Origin of the sequence: Ferdinandcohnia jepli (assembly GCF_047246645.1) — a bacterium.
Taxonomy (GTDB): domain Bacteria; phylum Bacillota; class Bacilli; order Bacillales; family Bacillaceae_L; genus Ferdinandcohnia.
In genome coordinates this window covers 143,526-164,784 of sequence record NZ_JBFOKR010000007.1, presented here as the reverse complement: position 1 = coordinate 164,784, position 21,259 = coordinate 143,526, and the positions used below count along the sequence as shown (strand labels likewise).

Genomic DNA, 21,259 nt, shown 5'->3' with positions numbered 1-21,259 from the left:
TAAAGTTAAAATAATTCCTTAACGTTCTTCACAACATTTTCAACTGTAAAGCCGTACTCTGCTAACAGTTTTTTTGCAGGTGCAGAAGCGCCAAATTGATTAACAGCAAGCACCTTTCCTGCATCTCCAATGTATTCTCTCCAGCCAAGTGGTGATCCCATTTCGATTGCTAAACGTGCTTTTACGTTCTTAGGAAGTACACTTTCTTTATATTCTGCTGATTGTTGCTCGAAACGATCCCAGCTCGGCATACTAACTACTGATACAAAGATTCCTTCTTTTTCAAGCTCTTGTTGAGCAGCAATTGCAAGGGATACTTCAGAACCTGTTGCAAGTAGTAGACCTTGAACGTCCCCGTTTGCTTCAGATACTACATAAGCACCTTTTTTCACACCTTCATATACTGTTTCATCATCAAGTGCTAGTGTTGGTAATCCTTGTCTTGTTAATACAAGAGCTGTAGGCGTGTCAGTGCTCTCTATAGCTAAGCGCCATGCTGCCACTGTTTCTTTTGCTTCAGCTGGACGAAGAATTGATAATCCTGGCATTGCACGTAATGCAGCTAGTTGCTCAACTGGTTCATGTGTAGGGCCATCTTCACCAACAGCAATAGAATCATGAGTAAATACATATGTTACAGGTAGCTTCATTAATGCAGCCAGACGAATTGCTGGACGTAGGTAATCAGAGAATACGAAGAATGTTGCTCCGAATACTTTTACTCCACCATGAAGTGCCATACCGTTGATAGCAGCACCCATTGCAAATTCTCTTACACCAAACCAGATATTACGTGCAGCAAAACTATCGATACCGTAGTTTTTTTCTGATGTTATAAGTGTCTTGTTTGAGCCCGCTAAGTCAGCAGAACCACCAATTAATTGTGGAATTACGGATGCTGCAGCGTTAAGTGCCTTACCTGATGAATCACGAGTAGCTATTGAAGAACCTGCTTCAAATGTTGGTAAAGCTTCTACCCAATTTTCAGGAAGCTTACCCTCTAATGCTGCTTCAAACTGTTCAGCTAACTCTGGATATGCTTTCTTATATTCTGCAAATAAGTCATTCCATACACTTTCTTTTTCTTGGCCAGTTGTTACAAATTGTTGAGTTAATTCTGCTACTTCACTTGGCACAAAGAATGGCTCTTCATTGTTCCAGCCATAAGAAGCTTTTGTTAAAGCAATTTCATCCTTACCAAGTGGTGCACCATGTGATGCTGATTTACCTGATTTGTTTGGAGAACCAAAGCCGATTACTGTTTTTACTTCGATTAAAGTAGGTCTGTTTAGATCAGCTTTTGCTTCTTTTAATGCTTTTTGAATTTCTTCTGTATCGTTACCATTCTCAACACGGATCACTTGCCATCCGTACGCTTTGAAACGGTCTTCTACACTTTCAGAGAATGAAAGGTTTAAGTCTCCATCTAACGAAATATCATTTGAATCATACATTACAATTAGACGACCTAGTTTTAAGTGGCCTGCAAGCGAAGCTGCTTCTGCTGATACACCTTCCATCAAGTCTCCATCACCACAAATACCATATGTATAGTGATTTACTACCTCAAATTTATCTTTGTTATAAGTTTCAGCAAGGTGTCTTTCAGCCATTGCCATACCCACAGCCATAGCAATTCCTTGTCCAAGAGGACCTGTTGTAGCCTCAACTCCTGGAGTGTGTCCAAATTCAGGGTGTCCAGGTGTGCGGCTTCCCCATTGACGGAAGTTTTTCAAATCTTCCATTGTTACATCGTAGCCGAAAAGATGTAATAAACTATATAAAAGCATGGAACCATGTCCAGCTGATAAAACAAAGCGATCACGATTAAACCAGTTAGGATTTGATGGATTGTGATTCATTTCTTTTGCCCAAAGTGTATAAGCCATTGGAGCAGCACCCATTGGCATTCCTGGATGTCCAGAGTTTGCATTCTCTACTGCATCGATAGATAAGGTACGAATCGTATTGATTGTTAATAAATCTAATTCTTTGTCATTTAAAACTGTTGACATAAAATCACTCTCCTACACTTATAAAATAGTAATCTCATATATTTCTTACTTTTACCAAAATTCTAATCTTTTCAACGTACTAAGTAAGTAGTATAATTAATTCACCAACTAAACAAATTATACCCGTTACTAATGTAACATCCTATCTATTTTTCGTCAATTGAGATTACTAAAGAATCTCTTTAAGGAAACTTAGTTCAAATTATCAATAATTCAATATTTATAAGTAGAATTTTACAAGTTAGGTAAAAACTATAGTATGGCACTTGTAACAATGGAAAATGGGGGATTTAAATGATAACCGGAGATGCAGCATACATTAAAAAATTAAATCGATCCTTAATACTTGAAAAGATTGTAGAAGAAGGAATGATTTCCAGAGCTGATATTTCAAAAGCAACAGCACTTACAAGGGCCACTATTTCTGCACAGGTTACTGATTTACTTGATGAAGGTCTTATTATTGAAACTCAACTTGAACATAATAGTGTTGGCAGAAAACCAATCATGCTCTCCCTAAACGCAACGGCAGGTTATGCGCTGGGGATTGATATAGAATATGGACAACTATCTTTTACACTATCTGATCTTCTAGGCAATCCAGTGTCATCAAAATCCATTGAAATTTCAACAACAGAATATACCCAGATCCTTCCTATCTTAATTCAGGAAATTAAATCATTTGAAGCCGAGTTTACTGACAACCGGTATGGTATTGTTGGTATCGTCATTGCTATACATGGTCTTGTTAGCAAGGATGAGGTTATACACTTTGTACCTCGTTTTCCTTGGGAAAATATACATTTAAAACAAGATTTAGAAAGCGAATTCAATATTGATATCTACATTGAAAATAATGCAAACCTTTCAGCATTTGCAGAGAGAGTATATATCCACCACAATACTGATAATATACTTTGTGCTACTCTTTATTCTGGAATTGGAATGGGAATGCTTTTGGATAATGAATTTTTCAGGGGGCAAGATGGATTTGCCGGCGAAATTGGCCACATGATTGTCGTTCCAAAAGGAAAACCATGTACATGTGGCAATCAAGGTTGTTGGGAGCAATATGCGTCTGATTCAAGCTTTATGAGTGACTTGATGAAGGAAAAAAATCTTCCAAACATTACCTATGATGATGTTCAACGATTAATTGCCGAAGGTGACGAAGACATTGTTACCCGCATGGAAGATTTTCTATATTACCTTTCGATTGGGCTAAACAATATGATTAATATGTACAATCCAAATACAATAGTACTAGATAGTGAATTGCTTCGAATTTACCCAAATTCAATTGAAAAGCTTAAAGAAAACCTAAATTCTTCTATAAGTCATTATCGAGAACTCTCGATTTCAACGATCGGTAAAGAATCAGTGCGTATGGGAGCTTGTGCATTTGCGATTAAGCAATTTTTGGGCGTTCCTATGCTGAATTTGACTGTGAAAAAGTGAAAAAGAACCCCTTCTCGCGTTATTCGGAAGGGGATTCTTGTGTTTTGGTGAAATATTAAGGCTGCGCAGTGTCTAAAATTGGGTTTATGGTTTTTAATTTGGATTTACGGTTTTTAATTCTGATTTACGGTTTTTAGCAGGAATTTACGATTTTTAAATCGGATTTACGGTTTTTAATCGCAATTTACGATTTTTAACGACTTTCACCTAATCGCCCCTACCAAACTAACTTCCACAGATCCACCTTTACGCGTTCACATTCCCTAATACACCATTCGTTGCCGTAATGGCAATAATCACACAGCCCCACATTTGCTTATAAGCTGTTACCATATCGTCGCAGGTGAATGTAATTCGTTTTGGACTAATTAGCTCAACAGAAGGAATAGTTGTTGTCATCAGCGCCTGGTTTGACCCTTTGAACTCAATCTCAAAAGTTGCAGGTCCACCAACCTCAAGTGGTGTGAATTCTGGGATTCGTTTAACTGCTGCTTCTGCTTTTTCACGAATAATCTGTTGTGCTACTTCTGGATGTAATAGCTCAGCTGCAAAGCGGTCAATTCCTCTTTTAACAACTGCTGCTTCAACATTTGGCAGTGTTTCAAGAACCTCCGCTACATATGCATCATCGCCAGAGATAAAGATGGCCGGTACATTAAATGCCCCTGCAACCATGGCATTCATTTCAGTTTCACCAACAATCTGACCATTAATTTTCATTTCGTTTACACAGATTCCCGCAAGTGAATGAGAGATGATGGTACGTTCAGATCCGCCCTCACGTCCATGATGCCCCACAAACATAATAGCATCAAAGCTCTCATCTAATCCTTCAAGCTGACACATTACACGGTTGCTACCTTGGACAAGGCGTGCTCTTGAATCTAGGTCTTCTATGAATATATTAGACATATTTCCATGGCCATCAGCCACTACAACTTCTGTTGCTCCACCTTTAAAAGCACCTTCAATTGCTGCGTTCACATCCTGAGTCATAAGCTTTCGGAAGCGCTGGTATTCACCAGATGTTTTTAGCTGTTGATTTGTTGCCACTCCTGATACACCTTCAATATCTGCTGAGATAAATATTTTCATTGTTGGTCTCTCCCTTTAAGTACAAATGTTATAGATAAATAATATATCTTATTTACAGAATAATAGGATTACTTATATTTCGCAACCCGAAACTTCACTATAAAGAAAGACAAACCGTTTTTATCACGGTTTGCCTTTTTCCCTAGCCATTATTTATGATCAAACATTCAGATCCTTTTTCTTATAAAATGCAAAGGTAACCACTGTTAATATCCCAATTATTAATAGAGATAACATCACATAAACCGGTTCAAAGGCCTCTCCATTCAGCATGTTTTTTGCATCAAAATACTTAAATGGGGTGATATATTTTAGAACGTCCAGTTTTTCACTTAAATCAACAGCAACTGACAGCATAAACGTTAGTAATAGCAGTCCTGTTGAAAATGAGGCTGCTTTTTTCGGCTTTCGAATAACTGAAGCAATAGCTGTTCCAATCGTCAGAAACAGAATCTGTAAAATAAACATGCCACCCATTAGCATCAAAATATCTTCTATTACATTTTCGCCGTTTCCATAAAAGTCTACAAAGAATATGGAAGAAAGCAGGGTAACAACATTGAATATCACTATATTAATAACAGCCGCTACAACCTTCATTGTGATAACTGTAGTTCTAGTAATTGGTTTAACAAACAAAAACTCAAAGGTTTTGTCTCGTTCTTCTTTGGCAAGGATTGTTGCTCCAAGCATGGTGGCGTGAATCGTCGCCATTAATAGTAAATACAGATAAAGAACCCCGTAATATCCGATTGGAGATGATAAATCAAGTGTGCCCGTTCCCATAATCGCTTGCAGCGACTTCGGCATTGCTGCCATTAACTCATTCATCGATTCACCCGATGATTCTAAACCTGCATATTTACTCATTCCAGCCACAATAAGAAAAACAATACCTACACTCCATATAATCAGTGATTTCCGATATGCCTTAAGTTCTCTAAATAGTAGGTTCACCATGACCCCTCCTTTCCTGTCTACACTGCGTGAATATCCTTCTTGGTATAGAAAAAGTAGCTCACCACAATTGCTACAACGATAAACCCTATCCCGATCAGTAAAAACGGAAGCTCATAGCTTGTGTTCTTTATAATATAACTCGGGTCAAAGTACTTGAAAGGAGATAAGTACCTTTTCACCTCATCTCCACTTGTAGCACTTAACATACCAATTATGAAGAACGCAAAAACCGTTCCAAGCGAAACTGTTAATACTGATTTAATCTTTGGAAAATAAACAGAAACAAAGATGCCTAGTGCAAGGAAAATTAGTTGAATAATAAACAATGATAGGTTGATTAATAGAAATGCAGTCATGCTATAATCAGTAGCCACCACATTGACCATTAAACCGGAACCCACCATGTACAAAATACTTGTCAACAATAAAGAAATAACTGCAGCTAAAACCTTTGCGGTTAAAATTGTTGTTCTCGTAACAGGCTTTGTTAGTAAGAAGTCGGCTGTCTTCTCCCGCACTTCCTTCGATACAATGGAAGTCCCCAGGTTCATAGCCTGAATTGCACCACATAATGTGATATACATAAACACATAAGAGTAGTACCCGAGTATGGAAGCAAAACTATCGACTTGAATACCGAGCGCTTGTTGAACCGCTATAGGAAATCCTTCCAGCATTTTTTTGAATTCATCAACTTCCTTTGAAATCGTTGGGAACATTGACATAAAAAGAACCATCAATGCTAGTAATGAAACAGTCCAAATAGCCGTTGATTTCCGATTAGCCTTCAATTCATGAATAAAGATATTCATAGAGTCCTAGGCCTCCCTCTCATAGTAATGCATAAAAATCTCCTCAAGGTCTGGTTCATCTACTGATAAGTTAGTAATCTCAATTCCTGAAATCTTGGCCATTACAGTATTTAGATTACCCTTGAACAAGAAACTAACTTTCTTGTCACTAATCTCTAAATCATTTACACCTGGAATTGAAAAATAGTTATTATCGATTGATGATGCTGTTTCAATCGTAAACCTTTTAAAATTGTTTTCTTTTAATGTACTTATCTTTTCAACGGTAACAATTTTTCCATCCTTTATGATGGCAACCCGATCGCAGAGGCGCTGCACCTCACTTAAAATATGGGAGGAAAATAAAATGGTAGCTCCTTTTTTATTTTCCTCCTCAAGTAGTTCAAAGAATCTTTGTTGCATCAAAGGGTCTAAACCACTTGTTGGTTCATCTAAGATAATTAACTTTGGTTCGTGCAATAACCCTTGGACAATTCCTACCTTCTTTTTGTTTCCAAGGGAGAGGTCTTCAATTTTTCGGTTAACATCTAATTCCATAATTTCAGCAAGTTCCTTTATTCTTTTGGAACAGTCTTTTTTATAAAAGCTAGCTGAGTATTTTAGTAGGTCCTTTACTTTCATATTGTCATAGTAAAAGACCTCTGACGGTAAATACCCTATTTCCTTTTTGATTTCTGCTGAGAACTCAATCGTATCTTTTCCGAAAATTTTTGCACTTCCACTTGTAGGATAGATTAGCGATAATAACGTCCGAATGGTTGTAGATTTCCCGGCACCATTAGGTCCAATAAACCCAAATATTTCTCCTTCTTCAACATGAAAACTGATATCTTCAATTCCTCTTGCTTTACCATACATCTTTGTTAAATTATTTATTTCAGTCACGTTCATGGGGTTCCCCTCCCTTATGATTTGAAAAGATATATAACCAGAATTACTTATAAAATGCTAATCGCAACATATCAATATAGCTATCCATTTCCATTAGTAGCTCTTCAACATCTAACTGATCTAGCGGTATATCCTTTGTTTGCTCTTGTTTTTGATTAGCAAAGCCTTCTAATGTCCAGAAAATAATTTGAATAGCTTTGTGAACCTCGACTCCACCCTTAAACTTTTCAACATCAATCTTACTCGACAGCTTTGCATAACTATCTGCAATGATGTCTTTGTTTTTATTTTGGAGTTCAAGTTTAACTTCCAGTGCTTTTTCTTCATATCCGCTCCTAACAAAGTCAAACATTTCAGGATGCTTTTTCATAAGCTCAAATTTATGCCAAGCAATACTGCGGTATTTAGTGAAAATATCACCTTCCTCCAAATCAATCTTTCCAAATAAATCTTTAACCATTAATTCAAGGTAGTACTCATACAAAAATACATACAGTTCCTTTTTGTTTTTAAAATAATGAAACAGCAATCCTTTGGAAATCCCCGCTTGCTTTACAATTTCATTCGTTGAAGCATTTGAAAATCCTTTTTCGGCAAACTCCTTCGTTGCTGCATTTATGATTCGATCTTGTTTTTCTTGGTCCATATTCAAAAACTTTGAAACCATTTTTAAACCTCCAAAAGATATCCATTGACCACTTCGGTCAATACCATTATATTCCTACTGACCAGTCCGGTCAATAATAATTTACATCTTGTAATTATAGTTATGATCTATCGGCTACCCTCACCTCAAAAACCCTAATTTAACAGGGTTTGTTAGCTATCTCCTCACTTATGAAAACGTTCACAAAATTGCCCTTTCTTTCACGTTTACTTTGACAGTATGGTGTTATAATAAGGGTGTAAAGGAAATACCAAATATATCCTAACATTTTAGGAGGCTCAACCATCTTGGTGTTCGTTCCGCAATCGCGAGAACGAGTATAAGTAATATATCCTTTACAACTGTACAAACCAAAAAGAAAGCTTTGTTGCACCAGAGTACATGTCCCTAAAAGAATGATTTGATATTTGGCAGGATCATTTGAAAAGAGACCCATTCTAAAAAAGACATGCTAGGCAGGTCAGGGAATGCAAACTCTTTTTAAAAATCGATTCAGGAGTATATTTTGAAAGAAGGAAATCAAATACCATTACAAAAAATGGGGAGGATTGGAGTCATTTAGATTCACACGGGAAAGAAATAACATTCCGCCAATGACTTTGAAAGGTAAAGAACATTCACAGAATGAAGGTTTCTTAACCAAAAGATCTATCCTATCTTTTTTGAAAAAAGAGTAATGATTATCCTACATTCTTTCAAAAAAATACAAATGAAAAGATTACATCTTGTACAAAGATCAAAGGAATGAAAATAACTTTCCAATACTTTTATCAATGGGTGGTAAAAGAAATTGAGAAGAAACATTTTCAAACCTACTAATCATTCACTTTTAAGGCATTACCTACGGTGAAATAGACTTGCTTGCTTTCAAACGTTTGACAGGAAAAAGGATGTTTGAGTCACTTAAAACTGAATAGTTGAGATTTAAATTCGACCCCACATTATGGTTTCCATAGTGATTGGGAGGTCTAGTTCCACCAAAAGCGGAATAGACACACATCGGCTATCGTCGGTAACAACGTACCAAGCAAGTTTTAATAGAATGCTGATGGTCATGGTTGGGTCTCCTAAGATGTTAGAAAAAAAAGCCTTCAAACGAAGGCTTTTTTTGTTTACTATTTATGCGGTTATTCTTATCCAAATAAACACTCAACCTCTATTTGAAGTTCCTTTAAAAGTGGAAAAATTGACTGCTGCCCCAGACTTTCAAGCACATTACGATAATACCACTCTTGTTTATGCTTACCTCGGTTAAACCTGCTCCAAACCTGTTCGCCACTTTCCTCATAATCACGAATTATCGACCTTATATTATGAAGCTTATCTGCACAAACAACAGTCCGAATATCCTCAGAAGCTGTTCGTAAGAATTCTATCGTATGCTCTTTTCGTTCTTCCCATGATAATGATTTGTCTGGTTCCGAGGCTCCCTCTACCAACGTTGCTATCGGTTCACCAAACTGCTCTTTGATGTCTTCTAGAGTTAGTTCAGTATCCTCTACCGTATCATGTAAAATTCCGGACGCTACAAGCTCTGGACGAGCATTAGCTTTCATTAACAGCAGCCCAACTCCAAGTGGGTGTGTAATATATGGAATCTTCGTGAGTTTGCGGTACTGTCCATCATGTGCTTTACTTGCAACAATAATTGCCTTTTCAATTACATCCAAGGTTAACTCTCCCTTCTAATCTACACTTTTAGTTTATTGTAGCCACTTTTTTAAAAATACAAAAAGGAAGGTTCACACCTCCCTATAATACTTTACTCAAAAATGCTTTTGTTCTGTCATGCTGCGGATTTTCAAAGATTTCTTTCGGTGTATTCTCTTCTACAATCAGACCATCATCCATAAATAACACACGGTCTCCTACTTCACGTGCAAAGCCCATTTCGTGGGTAACCACCACCATTGTCATACCTTCTTTGGCAAGCTGTTTCATTACTTCAAGGACTTCTCCTACCATCTCAGGGTCTAACGCTGAAGTAGGCTCGTCAAAAAGCATGATTTTGGGTTCCATCGCAAGTGCTCTCGCAATTGCCACACGTTGTTTTTGACCACCTGAAAGGGAGTCGGGATACGCATCTGCTTTCTCAGATAGTCCTACTTTTCGGAGAAGTTCCATCCCTTTTTCATACGCTTTCTCCTTTGTAACCTTTTTTACTTTTAACGGAGATAGCATTATGTTTTCCATAACTGTTTTATGAGGAAAAAGATTAAACTGCTGAAATACCATTCCCACATCCGTTCTGATTTGGTTGATGTCTACTTTTTTATCAGTAATATCAACTCCCTCAATATATACATGTCCCTCATTTACCGACTCTAGTAAATTTATACACCTTAAAAAGGTCGATTTACCCGAACCTGATGGACCAATAACAACAACAACCTCTTGTGGCTCAATTTGTGATGAAATACCTTTCAGTACCTCATTTTTTCCAAACGACTTTTTTATTTGCTCTACTTTAATCATTCTGTCTTTAACCTCTTTTCAAGTTGATTTAATAGAATGGTTAATGTAAGGGTTAAAAATAAATAGATAAAGGCTGCAGTTAAATACGGCTCCCAAACTCGAGCGTATTGACCTGTCATCATTCGTCCCCAGTACATAATCTCTGGTGTCGCCACCACTGATAATAGTGATGAATCTTTAATAAGAATGACAAATTCATTACCTAATGGCGGAATCATACGTTTGAAGGCTTGAGGGATGATAACATATCTCATCGCTTGGAAATGATTCATTCCCAGAGATCTCGCCGCCTCCATTTGACCTTTATCAAGAGATTGAATACCAGCTCTAAATATTTCTGCTATATATGCAGCAGCATTTAAGGTTAATGCAATTACCCCGGCTGCAATTCCATTTGTTTCACCAATAAAAAGCGGTACTATCCCAAAATGAACTAAAAATATTTGCACTAGGAGTGGAGTCCCTCTAAAAAAAGTAACATAACAAGTAAACGGGAATGCTACCCACTTATTACGAGCAATCTTTCCTAGCCCAATAAATAACCCTAGGATTGTCCCAAGTAAAATCCCGGCAATCGATAATCCTATGGTTAGAAGAGTCCCCTCCCAAAAATAAGGAGCATAATCAATTATTATGTCAAAATTAAAATCCATGCTGTAACCTCCTGTCTTTTTGTCAATGCCTTGTCACTGGTAGAAATCTATTTTCATAGGTACAGGCATTACTTAAGCCAAAAAATTGCGTAACACAGCTTTGTGAGTTACGCAATTTTGTATTATTCCTATTTTGATTCTTCTTGTTCTGCTTTTAACGTTTCTAAATCTGGATCCTCTCCAAACCATTCCTTATAGATATCAGTATACGTTCCATTTTCAATTAGTTTTTCTAGTGCTGCATCGAAATCAGCCTTTACTTTACTGCCTTTCGGGAACATCATTCCATAAAACTCTGCATCAAATGTATCTTTGTCTCCAACAACTTTAAGCTTTTTATCAGGGTTGCTAGCTGAGTAGTATTCAATTACTCCATTGTCAGCAACAACTGCATCGGCTCCGCCCTTTTCGAGTTCCATAATTGCTAGATTGTTATTATCAAATGATTTAATATCTTTATGTTTTTCTCCGAATAGTTTTTCCATAACTTCATGAGCTGTAGTACCACCTTGCACTGCTACAACTTTACCAGATAGATCGTCTGCACTTGCTATATCACTATCTTCTGGAATCATAATTTTATTTGTTGATAAGAAGTATGGAAGTGTAAAATCATATTCTTTTAATCTTTCTGGAGTTATTGAAATGGAGGAAATTGCAACATCATATGATCCACTCTTTAACTCTACAAAAATAGGATCCCAGCCTGTATGTACGATGTTTAATTTGTACCCAGCTTCCTCTGCAACTGCTTTAATTACATCAATATCAAAACCAACAATTTTATCTCCATCCATGTACTCAAATGGTGCGTATGCTGCATCGGTCATTACCTTTAGTTCTTTACTTTCTTCTTCCCCATCTCCGCTTGTACCACTTGTTCCACATGCTGCTAAAAATAGTAGAACAAACAGCATCGAAAGTAGTGTTAACTTTTTCATAGTGAATCCCCCTTGCTATTTTTATAATTTTTATACAATTCAACCTTTTTTTACTATAGTACCACATTAATTCGGTAAAATAAATATTATTCGACACTATTCTGTCATAATATTATTTTGGTTACTACTATTCTATGATTATAAACTGAGAAATTAGAACTACACAGTTAACATCTGGACTAATTGTAGTCCCATATATGCTGCAACTCCCCAAATAATCACTGCAGATATTTTATTTATAATAGTAAGTAAAGACCCCGTCTGATCAATTTTCCCCACATACCTTCCTACTACAGCCAATCCTAAAAACCATAACCAAGACACAGTTATAGTCGCAAAAGTAAAAGCGATTTTGTCACTATCTGTATAGCTAAGCGAATTTGTACCAATTACACCTATCGTATCAAGAATTGCATGAGGATTTAATAATGATACAGATGCAGCAAATACGATTTGTTTTTTAGGTGTAAAACCTCTATCTTCCTCTGTAATAATCGTTGTCTGCTTACTTTTCCAAATGATCCATCCCATGTAAAGAAGAAATAGTACCCCTCCTCCAAATACGAAGGAAGTAAGCCAAGGAAGTGATAAAAGTAACAACGATACTCCTAAAACAGCCAATAGTATTAAGATTGTGTCACAAACAGCAGCCGTGATTACAACTGGTAATGCCCTTATAAGGGTAGGTTGACTGGCTCCCTGTGAAAATACAAATATATTTTGAACACCCAGCGGTAATATGAGACCAAACGCAAGAATAACGCCGTGTAGAATTGCTTCAACCAAAACAGACTCCCCCTGATTACAATAAGAATATTATTTTAAAATTTTATCCATAGTTTAGTAGATTGACAACTTTTGTCATAGTTTTATGTCTTAATTTTTCGAAAATAGAAGGATTTTCTTCGAAATCCATAGAATATAGTAAAAATTGCGCATATTTTCGACAAGGAGTGGAACCCGTGAGTGTAGCAAAAGAAATAGCCAAAATTATTGTTATCTATTTATTTGTCTTTTTATGTATCGTTATTTTTGTTCTCTTTCCTCGAGAACCCACAATTGAATTCATTGGTAAAGCAATGACTGTAGAATATTCATATAACTTTGATTTAAAGGCTTTTTCAACAAGTATAATCGACTTTTTCAAAAATGCCATAGAAAATAAAAGCCTCGGCGAAACCAAATTCCCATCACGTTCAGCTGAAGACGACCTTCTTACGTTTTTTCCTAAAAGCCTAAAAATAATAGTAGTTGGCTTTGTCCTTAGTATTGTCTTTGGGATTTTAAAAGGTATTATGGATTACCGGTTTACAAATACGAAGAAAGGCATTTTTGGAAGTGGTGCTACTTGGTTTTTATCGGGTGTCCCTGATTTCTTCATAATCATTTGCTTAAGTTACTTTTTGCTTCTATATGTTCCTGATTTCAGTATTATGGGCGATCAGGCTTGGTGGAAATTTATTGCTCCGAGTATCCTTGTATCTATTGCACCTGCACTGTATGTGGCTAGAATCACATCTGTAGCATTGCTGCAACAGGATCGAGAGCCTTATATTCAAGTAGCCTTTGCAAAAGGGTTTACAAAAACCAGAGTACTTCTAAACCATATGATGAGGTCCTGTCTAATTACGATTGCAAGTCATCTTCAATCATTGATGGTATTTATACTCTCAAACTTGTTAGTTGTGGAGTATCTACTCGGATATCAAGGTGCCGCTTATCGTATGTTTTCAGCGATTGGCTATACGAATGCAGTTCCTCCAGGTCATGGAGGTGGTGCAGATGAACGTGGACTCATCATTGCGATTTGCATCAGCTTCCTGTTGCTAGTAATGATTGCCCATATTATTAGCCAAATCATCAAAGTGAAGCTAGATCCTAAATAAGGAGGGGTTGCATTGAATAGAAACTGGTTTTTAATTATAGGCTTAAGTATGCTCACCTTACTTCTTCTTGTGATGTTTATTGGTCCACATATTCCGTACGTTCAGGATGGTATTGAAGGCGGTAGAATTCGGTTCCTTGAGGATGGAGGATTATTAAAGGCACCATTTACCCCAGAGCAACAGTTTCCCTTTGGCTCTGACCATGAGGGTAGAGATTTACTAAGTGTACTAATTGTCGGCGCAAAAGATACAATGTTAATTATCTTAGGAATTGTTCTTATTCGTTATTTAATTGCCATTCCTCTTGGCCTATTGGCCACTAAACCAAATAATCCTTTTTCTTGGTTAGTAACCAGTTGGAATAATATTTTTTCAAGTATCCCGGTAATTTTCTCTTCCTTGTTAATCTTATGTATACCTGCGCTTGTCATGAACGAAAACAGATTATACTGGTCAATTTTACTATTGGCACTAATTGAGGTAGGAAAAGTAAGTCACGTTATTCGTGAAGAGACACAGCGAATTGCTCGCAAACCATATATTGAAGCTGGAATCACTGTTGGTGTATCTCCGCTCCGACTGGCATTAGGAAATATTTTACCAAATACGTATCCTGCAATCATGGTTAACTTCTTTATTGATATTGGGAGAACTGCATTATTAATTGCACAGCTCGGTATTTTTTCGGTGTTTATTTCACAGGTGTTTGTTCAATTGAATTATGGGACTGGAGAAATGATAAATAATAGTTTAAACTGGCCAACTCTTTTAGGCCAAGCACGAAAAGATATGCTAAGTTCCATTTGGATTCCGTTTTGGACATGTGTTGCCATCTCATTTACTGTTTTTACATTCAACATTTTAGGAGAAGGTTTACGTAGATATTTTGATAAAAAGACTGGTTGATTTATTAGAAAAGCGCAAGCGCCTTGAAAAAGGAACATCGACTAAAAGCCGTCACGTCCTGTGGCAACGTCGGCACTAGCACATCCTGTGCGTCGGAACCCCGACGAGGAGGCTTGAAAAAAAGCAAAGCTTTTTTCCTGTGAGGTTTTTCCTCACGAAGCATCCCTTAGTGTTGCCGCCGCAGGGGTGAAGCGACTTCTCGCTGCTTAAAAGCAAAGCTTTTGCGCAAGATACTCGAAGAAGCTTATTCTGGTAGGAAAACTGGCTAGGCGCTGGAGCTAGACACCGAAAACTAGGTGGAAAATAATATTCTCCTTAAAGTTTATTAAAAAAAGAGCTTCCTCGGAAGCTCTTTTTTGTGTTATCCGCCCATTTTTCTACGAGTGTTACTAGGCTTTTTCGTTTGTTGACTTTGCATACGTTGATTTGAACCCTTACCACCTGTTACCTGGTTGCCAGCTGCCTGGTTTTGCTTTTTATTTGCTAATTGTTGTTTCACTAAGTCCTGCAAGCTAACTTTCTTTTTATCGGTTGGTTGTGTTGCTGTATCTTTTTCTTGGTTTGACATAGGGTAATCTCCTTTACTTGGCGTTACTATCATAGTCACCCATTCAGTACTCTAATCATACACGGAAAAAGGTAAAACATCTAGAAATTTTCATCTTGATTAGCTTTTTGATGAAGTAGTAGGTATAGTAATTAGTAGAATATATTATACAGATGAGGAAGGAGTAGCTTTTATGACAACACAAAATGAACTACCACCAAAAACATGTTCCATCGATCGTCTTGTAACGATGCCGACTGATGTCCAAAAAGTACTTGAGGGAAAGAAAACTGCAACCCGTCGAAATGGAAGATATGCGGATGTTGGAGAAATAATGGAATTAGAAGGACAGCGCTTTAGAGTCGATTCTGTATATTCCCAAACACTAGGTGAATTAACAGATGAACATGCTCGGATGGAAGGGTTTAACTCAGTTGAAGAGTATAAAGAATCCATTCTTTCCTATCATCCTGGAATGCCTTGGCTCCCTCACATGAAAGTATGGGTCCATGAGTTTAGTAAGGTAAATTAGAAAAGCGCAAGCGCCTTGAAAAAGGAACATCGACTAAAAGCCGCCACGTCCTGTGGCGAACGTCGATGTCAGCACATCCTGTACAAGTCCGACAAGCGCTGGCCGACTAAAGTCGCCACGTCCTGTGGCAACGTCGGCACTAGCACATCCTGTGCGTCGGAACCCTGACGAGGAGGCTGTCGCCGCCGCAGGAGGGGTGAAGCGACCTCGAGGGGCTAGGCGCTGGAGCTAAACTTCGAAAACTAGGTTGAAATTTAGTTACTGTTTTAACTAACGCATAAACAAAACCTTGTCCCAAGCGGCAAGGTTTTTCTTCTTTCTTCAATTATTATGAAAGTCAGGTTGAGGAACAGTTTTAATTTTCGTGATGAAGTAGTAGTACTTATAAATGATTACGAGTACCAGGAATATCCTTAGAAGTGTGCTATCAAGCGTAATCAATGGAATTAGAATCATTGCATCTGCAAATAACAAAATAGTCAGCTTTTGCTTTAACGTCATTTCTTTTTTCTTAACAAAACCTTCTAAATGCTTTTTATATAAACCAGTCCCTTTAAACCAGTGATCAAATCGGTCAGAGCCTTTTACGAATAGAAAAGAAGCTAATAATAGAAGGGGTGTTGTAGGTATAATAGGTAAGATTATTCCTACAATTCCTAGTCCTAGACAGATAAATCCCAAAAGGATAAAGAATAGTTTTGTAATACTTTTCATTTAATCGCCCCCTTTTAGAGATTTCTCTGTGTTGCATTCCTTTTATATTATACCACCAGAAGATTCACTGAAAAAAACATGTCACAAAAAAGTAAAATATTAGAGCTACACAAGAAATATAATCTATCGCTTTATAATACTTCCAACGAATATTAAATTTCGTATCATAGAAAATCGAATGTGAACATTATCACTCTATTCTATTTAAAAAGAATGGTATTATTATAGGTGGAATTTGTATTGATTGGAGGTAATTTTCTAGTGAGTACAATATATGAAATCCTTGTTTTCTTACACATTTTTTCTGCCATACTTGGTATGGGTCCTGGGTTTATTTTAACGACAGTTGTAAAGTCAGGCGATACGATGACAGAACTCAAACATGCTTATGCAATTCGGCATAAACTTCATATATTTGTAATGATCGGCGGTACAATGCTATTGGTTTCAGGGCTATTAATGGGGGCTATTAACCCTGGTTTATTTAAGATGGGCTGGTATGTAACTAGCTTAGTGCTGTTTTTAGTTGCCCTTGCAATGGGTCCTTTTGCACTTACACCCAAATCGAAACCAGTAAAAGCCTTATTACACTCTCATAAAGGCGAGGAAATTCCAAAGGAATATTACCCGCTGGCAAAAGCGTTATTCCGCGTAGAACATATTGAAAATACAATTTTTATAGTCATTATTGCATTAATGATTTTGAAGCCTTTTTAAATAAAGATGCCTATCCTAAAAAAGGACAGGCATCTTTATTTTTGCTCCGCTTTCGGAACTTCTTTTACATTTCTTTTATACGCTCCAATGAATCTACTGAGTAACAAAACAATTCCTGCGACCAGTGATGCAATTGTCCAGAAGGTTATACCCGCTCCAACTAAATCCAGAGCACCTTCATAGTAATTAACACTGGGACTATTGATATTGGATGAAATGATTGCTGCTGTAATATGTTTAGTTGCATATAAAAATGCAGATATTGCAATAAAAAAGCAACCAACAAACACTTGTATATTTTTCATATAAAACCTCTTTTCGTAATGTAGTTTCCTCATACAATCGTATCATGTAAAATTCATTGTTTATATATTACGAAATACCTAGACTCAGCTAAAATCAGACTATTCAACGTTGCAACTGATTTTGTCCGGATTCCCTCTCCTACTGGGAAAACTAGTTTTGTTCGATTAACTTTACTATTAAAATAACCGCACAGATTACTCTGTACGGTTACAATTGTTCATATTATAAAGTTACAGTTTCCTTTTGAAGCATTGTACCCTTTTGTGCAAAGTTTGTATGCCATGAAAATGCCTTTTCAAGTACGTGTGGAGTTTGACCACCTCTTGTTAATGCTTCTTGATAATATTCGCGAAGTTGGTCACGATACATTGGGTGTGCACAGTTTTCGATAATTAGTTCAACACGCTCTCTTGGTGCAAGTCCTCGTAAGTCTGCATAACCTTGTTCTGTAACGATTACATCAACATCATGTTCCGTGTGGTCCACATGTGAGACGAAAGGTACAATACTAGAAATGTTTCCGCCCTTAGCAATTGATTTCGTAACAAAAATAGCTAAGCGAGCATTTCGTGCAAAGTCACCAGAACCACCGATTCCGTTCATCATCTTTGTTCCAAGAACATGAGTTGAATTAACATTTCCGTAGATATCTAGCTCTAATGCAGTGTTAATGGAGATTAATCCAAGTCGACGAATGATTTCCGGATGATTCGAAATTTCCTGGGGCCTCATTATTAACCGGTAACGGTATTCTTCGAAATTAGCAAATACCTTTTTCATTTTTTCATCTGATAAAGTAATTGAACAACATGATGCAAATGAGACTTTTCCGGCATCCATTAAATCGAATACTGCATCCTGCAACACTTCTGAATAAACCTCTAAATCTGTAAACTCAGAATCTAACATACCATGAAGCACTGCATTTGCTACTGACCCTATACCAGATTGTAAAGGTGCAAGTTTCTCTGTTAAACGTCCAACTTCAATTTCTTTGCGAAGAAACGCAAGCAAGTGTTGCGCCATAACCCTTGTTTCCTCATCAGGTGGAACAATTGTGGAAGGTGAATCGGTTTGATTTGTAAATACAATTCCCTTTATTTTATCTATATCCACTTTTATTCCAGTAAGACCAATGCGATCAGCTGACTTCGTTAATGGAATTGGTTCCCTTTCCCCTTGTTTGCCAGGTGTATATAAATCATGTATACCCTCTAGTTCAGTAGATTGGGCTAGGTTAATTTCTACTATCACTGACTTTGCCTGCTGTGCAAATGAAAGTGAATTACCAATTGACGTAGTAGGAATAATCATACCGTCATCAGTAATTGCAATCGCTTCCAAAATTGCTATATCCACATCCATTACATTTGCTCGTAATAATTCAGCTGTGTGTGACAAATGCTGATCTACAAATAAAAAGTCCCCCTGGTTAATCCCTTTCCGCATTGTAGGATCTGCTTGGAATGGTAACCTTTTCCCTAATATTCCTGCTTCCGCAAACAATTTATCTACATCTGAACCTAATGAAGCCCCTGTATAAACATTTACTTTAAAGTTTTCAGTGTCAGCACGTTTTACAAGCGCGAATGGTACCGCTTTCACATCACCGGCACGTGTAAATCCACTTAATCCTAACGTCATACCGTCTTGAATCCATTCTGCTGCCTCTTCAGGTGTGACAATACGGTCATGAAGACGGGTATCTCTAATTCGCTCTAATTTGTTTACCATCTCTCCCAAACCTCCATGTAATGAATAGTAAGATAATTTTACCTATTTACACTACACAGATAGGAAATTCTGGAGCAAAGAACAAGAAACTGGGATAAAAGAGATAATTCCCCTACTAAAGCAGAAGATTTCCCTTTACATTAAAAAGCTAATAATTTGCGAAAATAGCTAGAATAACTTTGGCTCACAGGAACACGTGCTCCATTATCCATCTCTAATAAGAAAGTGGAATGGGTATCAGGGTGTATCTCTCTTATATGGTTTACATTTACAATAAATGATCGATGGCATCGAATAAAATAATCTTTTGGTAACGAGTACTCAAATTCCTGTAGAGAATATTTATGTGTACCAGAGAAGCTTTCAGTATACACATGGGTCTTTTTATCCTTCGCTTCTAGATATACAACCTTGGAAAAAGGAATCGGAATCCAGCCATCTGGAGATTTTACCGTTACCACTGCTTTCCCCTCAGTAAGTGCAGGATAAATAGCAGTTACACAACCTTCTAATTCACCATCATAAGAAAATGGTACCGCCATGCCGTGATAGGGTATCCCGAATACATCACGATTAATAAATTCTGAAGCCTTTTGGCCTGTATGTATAGCTTTATATGCAATTGTACCTTCCTTTACTAAGTCCCCTGACTTGATTTTCAGGTCGATTCGCTTGCTTGGACGATAATAAACATATTCCTTTGTATTTGATACAGCTATTGATATCTCATCTGAAAATAATTCACCAATCACGTCTAACAGTGAGCTAACTGTGATTTCTTTCATTATGCAACATCCTTTGTGATTGAAATCTACTATTATTTTATATTTTACAGGTATATTTATAGACTTTCTAGGTTATACGACAACATACGTTATCAATTGTCGAATAATTCGAGTCATATAGTACTTATTACCTACTATATTATAAAGAACGATACCATAATGAAAGGTTGTAGATAAAATATGGCAAAAGTAATTGTGATGTATGATCAGCCGACTGATAAAGAAGCCTTTGAAAAATACTATTTTGAGGCACATGTACCTTTAGCTCAAAAGGTACCTAATCTAATCGGTGCCGAGATCCACCGTGTGCTTCAGTCCATTAATAACGAAGGAGATCCCTATTTATTTGTAGAACTCCATTTTGAAAATCCAGATACAATGAGCCTTGCCCTATCATCACCTGAGTGGGAAGCAACAGCAGGAGACGTTCAGAATCTTATGCCATACTTATCTAAGCCACCTGTTATCTCCTTAGTGGATTAATTGCATTAAAATCTACGGGTCTCAGACTGTAGACAAACTCGAAGAAATTTCGAGTTCGCCTACAGTCTTTTTAATTTACATAGTTTAAAAAGGAAATTTAATGTGTATGAAGAATAATGAAATATAACTAAATTTAGGAGGATATTCATTATGAAGTACCATACAATTGAAGAATTTATACAAGATTGGCAGTATGAAGGCAGTTCCACACAAAAGATCTTAGATACGTTAACAGATGAAGCTTTATCACAGGCTGTTGCACCAGGACACAGAACACTTGGTGAGCTGGGATGGCATCTAGTTACATCATTACATGAAATGCTTTCACGTACTGGCTTAACGTTTGAAGGAGCAGAACATGAAAGCGAAGTTCCTACTTCAGCCAAAGATATTGCAGACGGATATAGAGTATCAAGTGAGAACATGATTAGTGCGATTAAGGAGCAATGGAATGATAAAAAGTTAAATGAAACAGTTGATATGTATGGTCAACAATGGCCCAACTCCTTTACACTCGGCGTGTTAAACACACATCAAATTCACCATAGAGGTCAAATGACTGTATTAATGCGCCAGGCTGGATTAATGGTACCTGGAATGTATGGCCCTTCAAAAGAGGAATGGGAAGGCTAATACTACTTAGAAAAGCGCAAGGCGCCCGCCTATCGGCGACAAGCATAAG

General features: G+C 37.1%; 23 protein-coding genes. 7 read left to right on the top strand and 16 right to left on the bottom strand.

The features are described from left to right. Positions 1-5: 5 nt before the first annotated feature. Positions 6-2,015 (bottom strand): transketolase, encoded by a 2,010-nt coding sequence (gene tkt, locus AB3M96_RS09300; RefSeq protein ID WP_412967316.1) that lies wholly within the window; start codon positions 2,013-2,015, stop codon positions 6-8. A 294-nt stretch (positions 2,016-2,309) separates the two neighbouring features. On the opposite strand from tkt, the gene AB3M96_RS09295 reads away from it, so the two are divergent. After that, positions 2,310-3,473: an ROK family transcriptional regulator gene (locus AB3M96_RS09295; RefSeq protein WP_412967315.1), complete on the top strand. Its 1,164-nt coding sequence runs from the start codon at positions 2,310-2,312 to the stop codon at positions 3,471-3,473. Between the two features lie 246 nt (positions 3,474-3,719). Here the strand turns inward: AB3M96_RS09295 and AB3M96_RS09290 are convergent, their stop codons facing one another. The 10 genes from AB3M96_RS09290 to AB3M96_RS09245 all read right to left on the bottom strand — a co-directional run bounded on the left by AB3M96_RS09290 (position 3,720) and on the right by AB3M96_RS09245 (position 12,753). Then, a complete protein-coding gene (locus AB3M96_RS09290) occupies positions 3,720-4,568 on the bottom strand; it encodes a M55 family metallopeptidase (RefSeq protein ID WP_412967314.1) in 849 nt (282 codons plus the stop codon). A 159-nt stretch (positions 4,569-4,727) separates the two neighbouring features. Then, entirely contained in the window at positions 4,728-5,528 is an 801-nt protein-coding gene (locus AB3M96_RS09285; RefSeq protein WP_412967313.1) for an ABC transporter permease subunit, read from the bottom strand. Positions 5,529-5,545: 17 nt separating this feature from the next. Next, positions 5,546-6,340 (bottom strand): DUF2705 family protein, encoded by a 795-nt coding sequence (locus AB3M96_RS09280; protein ID WP_412967312.1) that lies wholly within the window; start codon positions 6,338-6,340, stop codon positions 5,546-5,548. A gap of 6 nt (positions 6,341-6,346) precedes the next feature. Beyond that, a complete protein-coding gene (locus AB3M96_RS09275) occupies positions 6,347-7,231 on the bottom strand; it encodes an ABC transporter ATP-binding protein (RefSeq protein WP_412967311.1) in 885 nt (294 codons plus the stop codon). 43 nt (positions 7,232-7,274) lie between these two features. Beyond that, positions 7,275-7,898 (bottom strand): TetR/AcrR family transcriptional regulator, encoded by a 624-nt coding sequence (locus AB3M96_RS09270; RefSeq protein ID WP_412967310.1) that lies wholly within the window; start codon positions 7,896-7,898, stop codon positions 7,275-7,277. Positions 7,899-9,031: 1,133 nt separating this feature from the next. Further along, complete coding sequence (locus AB3M96_RS09265) at positions 9,032-9,568, bottom strand: HD domain-containing protein (protein ID WP_412967309.1); 537 nt, start codon at positions 9,566-9,568, stop codon at positions 9,032-9,034. 82 nt (positions 9,569-9,650) lie between these two features. Next, positions 9,651-10,373 carry an amino acid ABC transporter ATP-binding protein gene (locus AB3M96_RS09260; protein ID WP_412967308.1) on the bottom strand — a complete coding sequence of 241 codons (723 nt, stop codon included), beginning with the start codon at positions 10,371-10,373 and terminating at the stop codon, positions 9,651-9,653. Then, the gene (locus tag AB3M96_RS09255; protein ID WP_412967307.1) at positions 10,370-11,026 is read right to left on the bottom strand and encodes an amino acid ABC transporter permease; all 657 of its coding nucleotides are present in this window, start codon (positions 11,024-11,026) and stop codon (positions 10,370-10,372) included. The genes AB3M96_RS09260 and AB3M96_RS09255 overlap by 4 nt, the downstream gene beginning before the upstream one ends. A gap of 128 nt (positions 11,027-11,154) precedes the next feature. After that, entirely contained in the window at positions 11,155-11,967 is an 813-nt protein-coding gene (locus AB3M96_RS09250) for a transporter substrate-binding domain-containing protein (RefSeq protein ID WP_412967306.1), read from the bottom strand. 159 nt (positions 11,968-12,126) lie between these two features. Continuing rightward, positions 12,127-12,753 carry a LysE/ArgO family amino acid transporter gene (locus tag AB3M96_RS09245; RefSeq protein WP_412967305.1) on the bottom strand — a complete coding sequence of 209 codons (627 nt, stop codon included), beginning with the start codon at positions 12,751-12,753 and terminating at the stop codon, positions 12,127-12,129. A 176-nt stretch (positions 12,754-12,929) separates the two neighbouring features. On the opposite strand from AB3M96_RS09245, the gene AB3M96_RS09240 reads away from it, so the two are divergent. Beyond that, on the top strand, positions 12,930-13,853 hold the full coding sequence (locus tag AB3M96_RS09240) for an ABC transporter permease subunit (protein ID WP_412967304.1): 924 nt from the start codon (positions 12,930-12,932) through the stop codon (positions 13,851-13,853). 12 nt (positions 13,854-13,865) lie between these two features. Next, on the top strand, positions 13,866-14,759 hold the full coding sequence (locus AB3M96_RS09235) for an ABC transporter permease (RefSeq protein ID WP_412967303.1): 894 nt from the start codon (positions 13,866-13,868) through the stop codon (positions 14,757-14,759). 361 nt (positions 14,760-15,120) lie between these two features. Here the strand turns inward: AB3M96_RS09235 and AB3M96_RS09230 are convergent, their stop codons facing one another. Next, positions 15,121-15,327, bottom strand: coding sequence for a hypothetical protein (locus tag AB3M96_RS09230; protein ID WP_412967302.1), 207 nt, complete (start codon positions 15,325-15,327; stop codon positions 15,121-15,123). Between the two features lie 172 nt (positions 15,328-15,499). On the opposite strand from AB3M96_RS09230, the gene AB3M96_RS09225 reads away from it, so the two are divergent. Continuing rightward, positions 15,500-15,838, top strand: a complete 339-nt coding sequence (locus tag AB3M96_RS09225; protein WP_412967301.1) for an ASCH domain-containing protein — start codon at positions 15,500-15,502, stop codon at positions 15,836-15,838. Between the two features lie 321 nt (positions 15,839-16,159). On the opposite strand, the gene AB3M96_RS09220 is transcribed toward AB3M96_RS09225, so the two are convergent. After that, entirely contained in the window at positions 16,160-16,552 is a 393-nt protein-coding gene (locus AB3M96_RS09220) for a YbaN family protein (protein ID WP_412967300.1), read from the bottom strand. A 261-nt stretch (positions 16,553-16,813) separates the two neighbouring features. Here AB3M96_RS09220 and AB3M96_RS09215 point away from each other — a divergent pair, with 261 nt between their 5' ends. Further along, a complete protein-coding gene (locus AB3M96_RS09215) occupies positions 16,814-17,269 on the top strand; it encodes a DUF2269 family protein (RefSeq protein WP_412967299.1) in 456 nt (151 codons plus the stop codon). 35 nt (positions 17,270-17,304) lie between these two features. Here AB3M96_RS09215 and AB3M96_RS09210 read toward each other — a convergent pair whose 3' ends face one another. The 3 genes from AB3M96_RS09210 to AB3M96_RS09200 all read right to left on the bottom strand — a co-directional run bounded on the left by AB3M96_RS09210 (position 17,305) and on the right by AB3M96_RS09200 (position 20,094). Further along, positions 17,305-17,574: a hypothetical protein gene (locus AB3M96_RS09210; RefSeq protein ID WP_412967298.1), complete on the bottom strand. Its 270-nt coding sequence runs from the start codon at positions 17,572-17,574 to the stop codon at positions 17,305-17,307. A gap of 223 nt (positions 17,575-17,797) precedes the next feature. Further along, entirely contained in the window at positions 17,798-19,309 is a 1,512-nt protein-coding gene (gene scpC / locus AB3M96_RS09205; protein WP_412967297.1) for a succinyl-CoA:acetate CoA-transferase ScpC, read from the bottom strand. 140 nt (positions 19,310-19,449) lie between these two features. Next, entirely contained in the window at positions 19,450-20,094 is a 645-nt protein-coding gene (locus tag AB3M96_RS09200) for a LytTR family DNA-binding domain-containing protein (RefSeq protein ID WP_412967296.1), read from the bottom strand. A 180-nt stretch (positions 20,095-20,274) separates the two neighbouring features. Between AB3M96_RS09200 and AB3M96_RS09195 the strand changes: the two genes are divergently transcribed. Continuing rightward, entirely contained in the window at positions 20,275-20,577 is a 303-nt protein-coding gene (locus tag AB3M96_RS09195) for an EthD family reductase (protein ID WP_412967295.1), read from the top strand. A gap of 150 nt (positions 20,578-20,727) precedes the next feature. After that, positions 20,728-21,210 (top strand): DinB family protein, encoded by a 483-nt coding sequence (locus AB3M96_RS09190; protein ID WP_412967294.1) that lies wholly within the window; start codon positions 20,728-20,730, stop codon positions 21,208-21,210. Positions 21,211-21,259 lie beyond the last annotated feature (49 nt).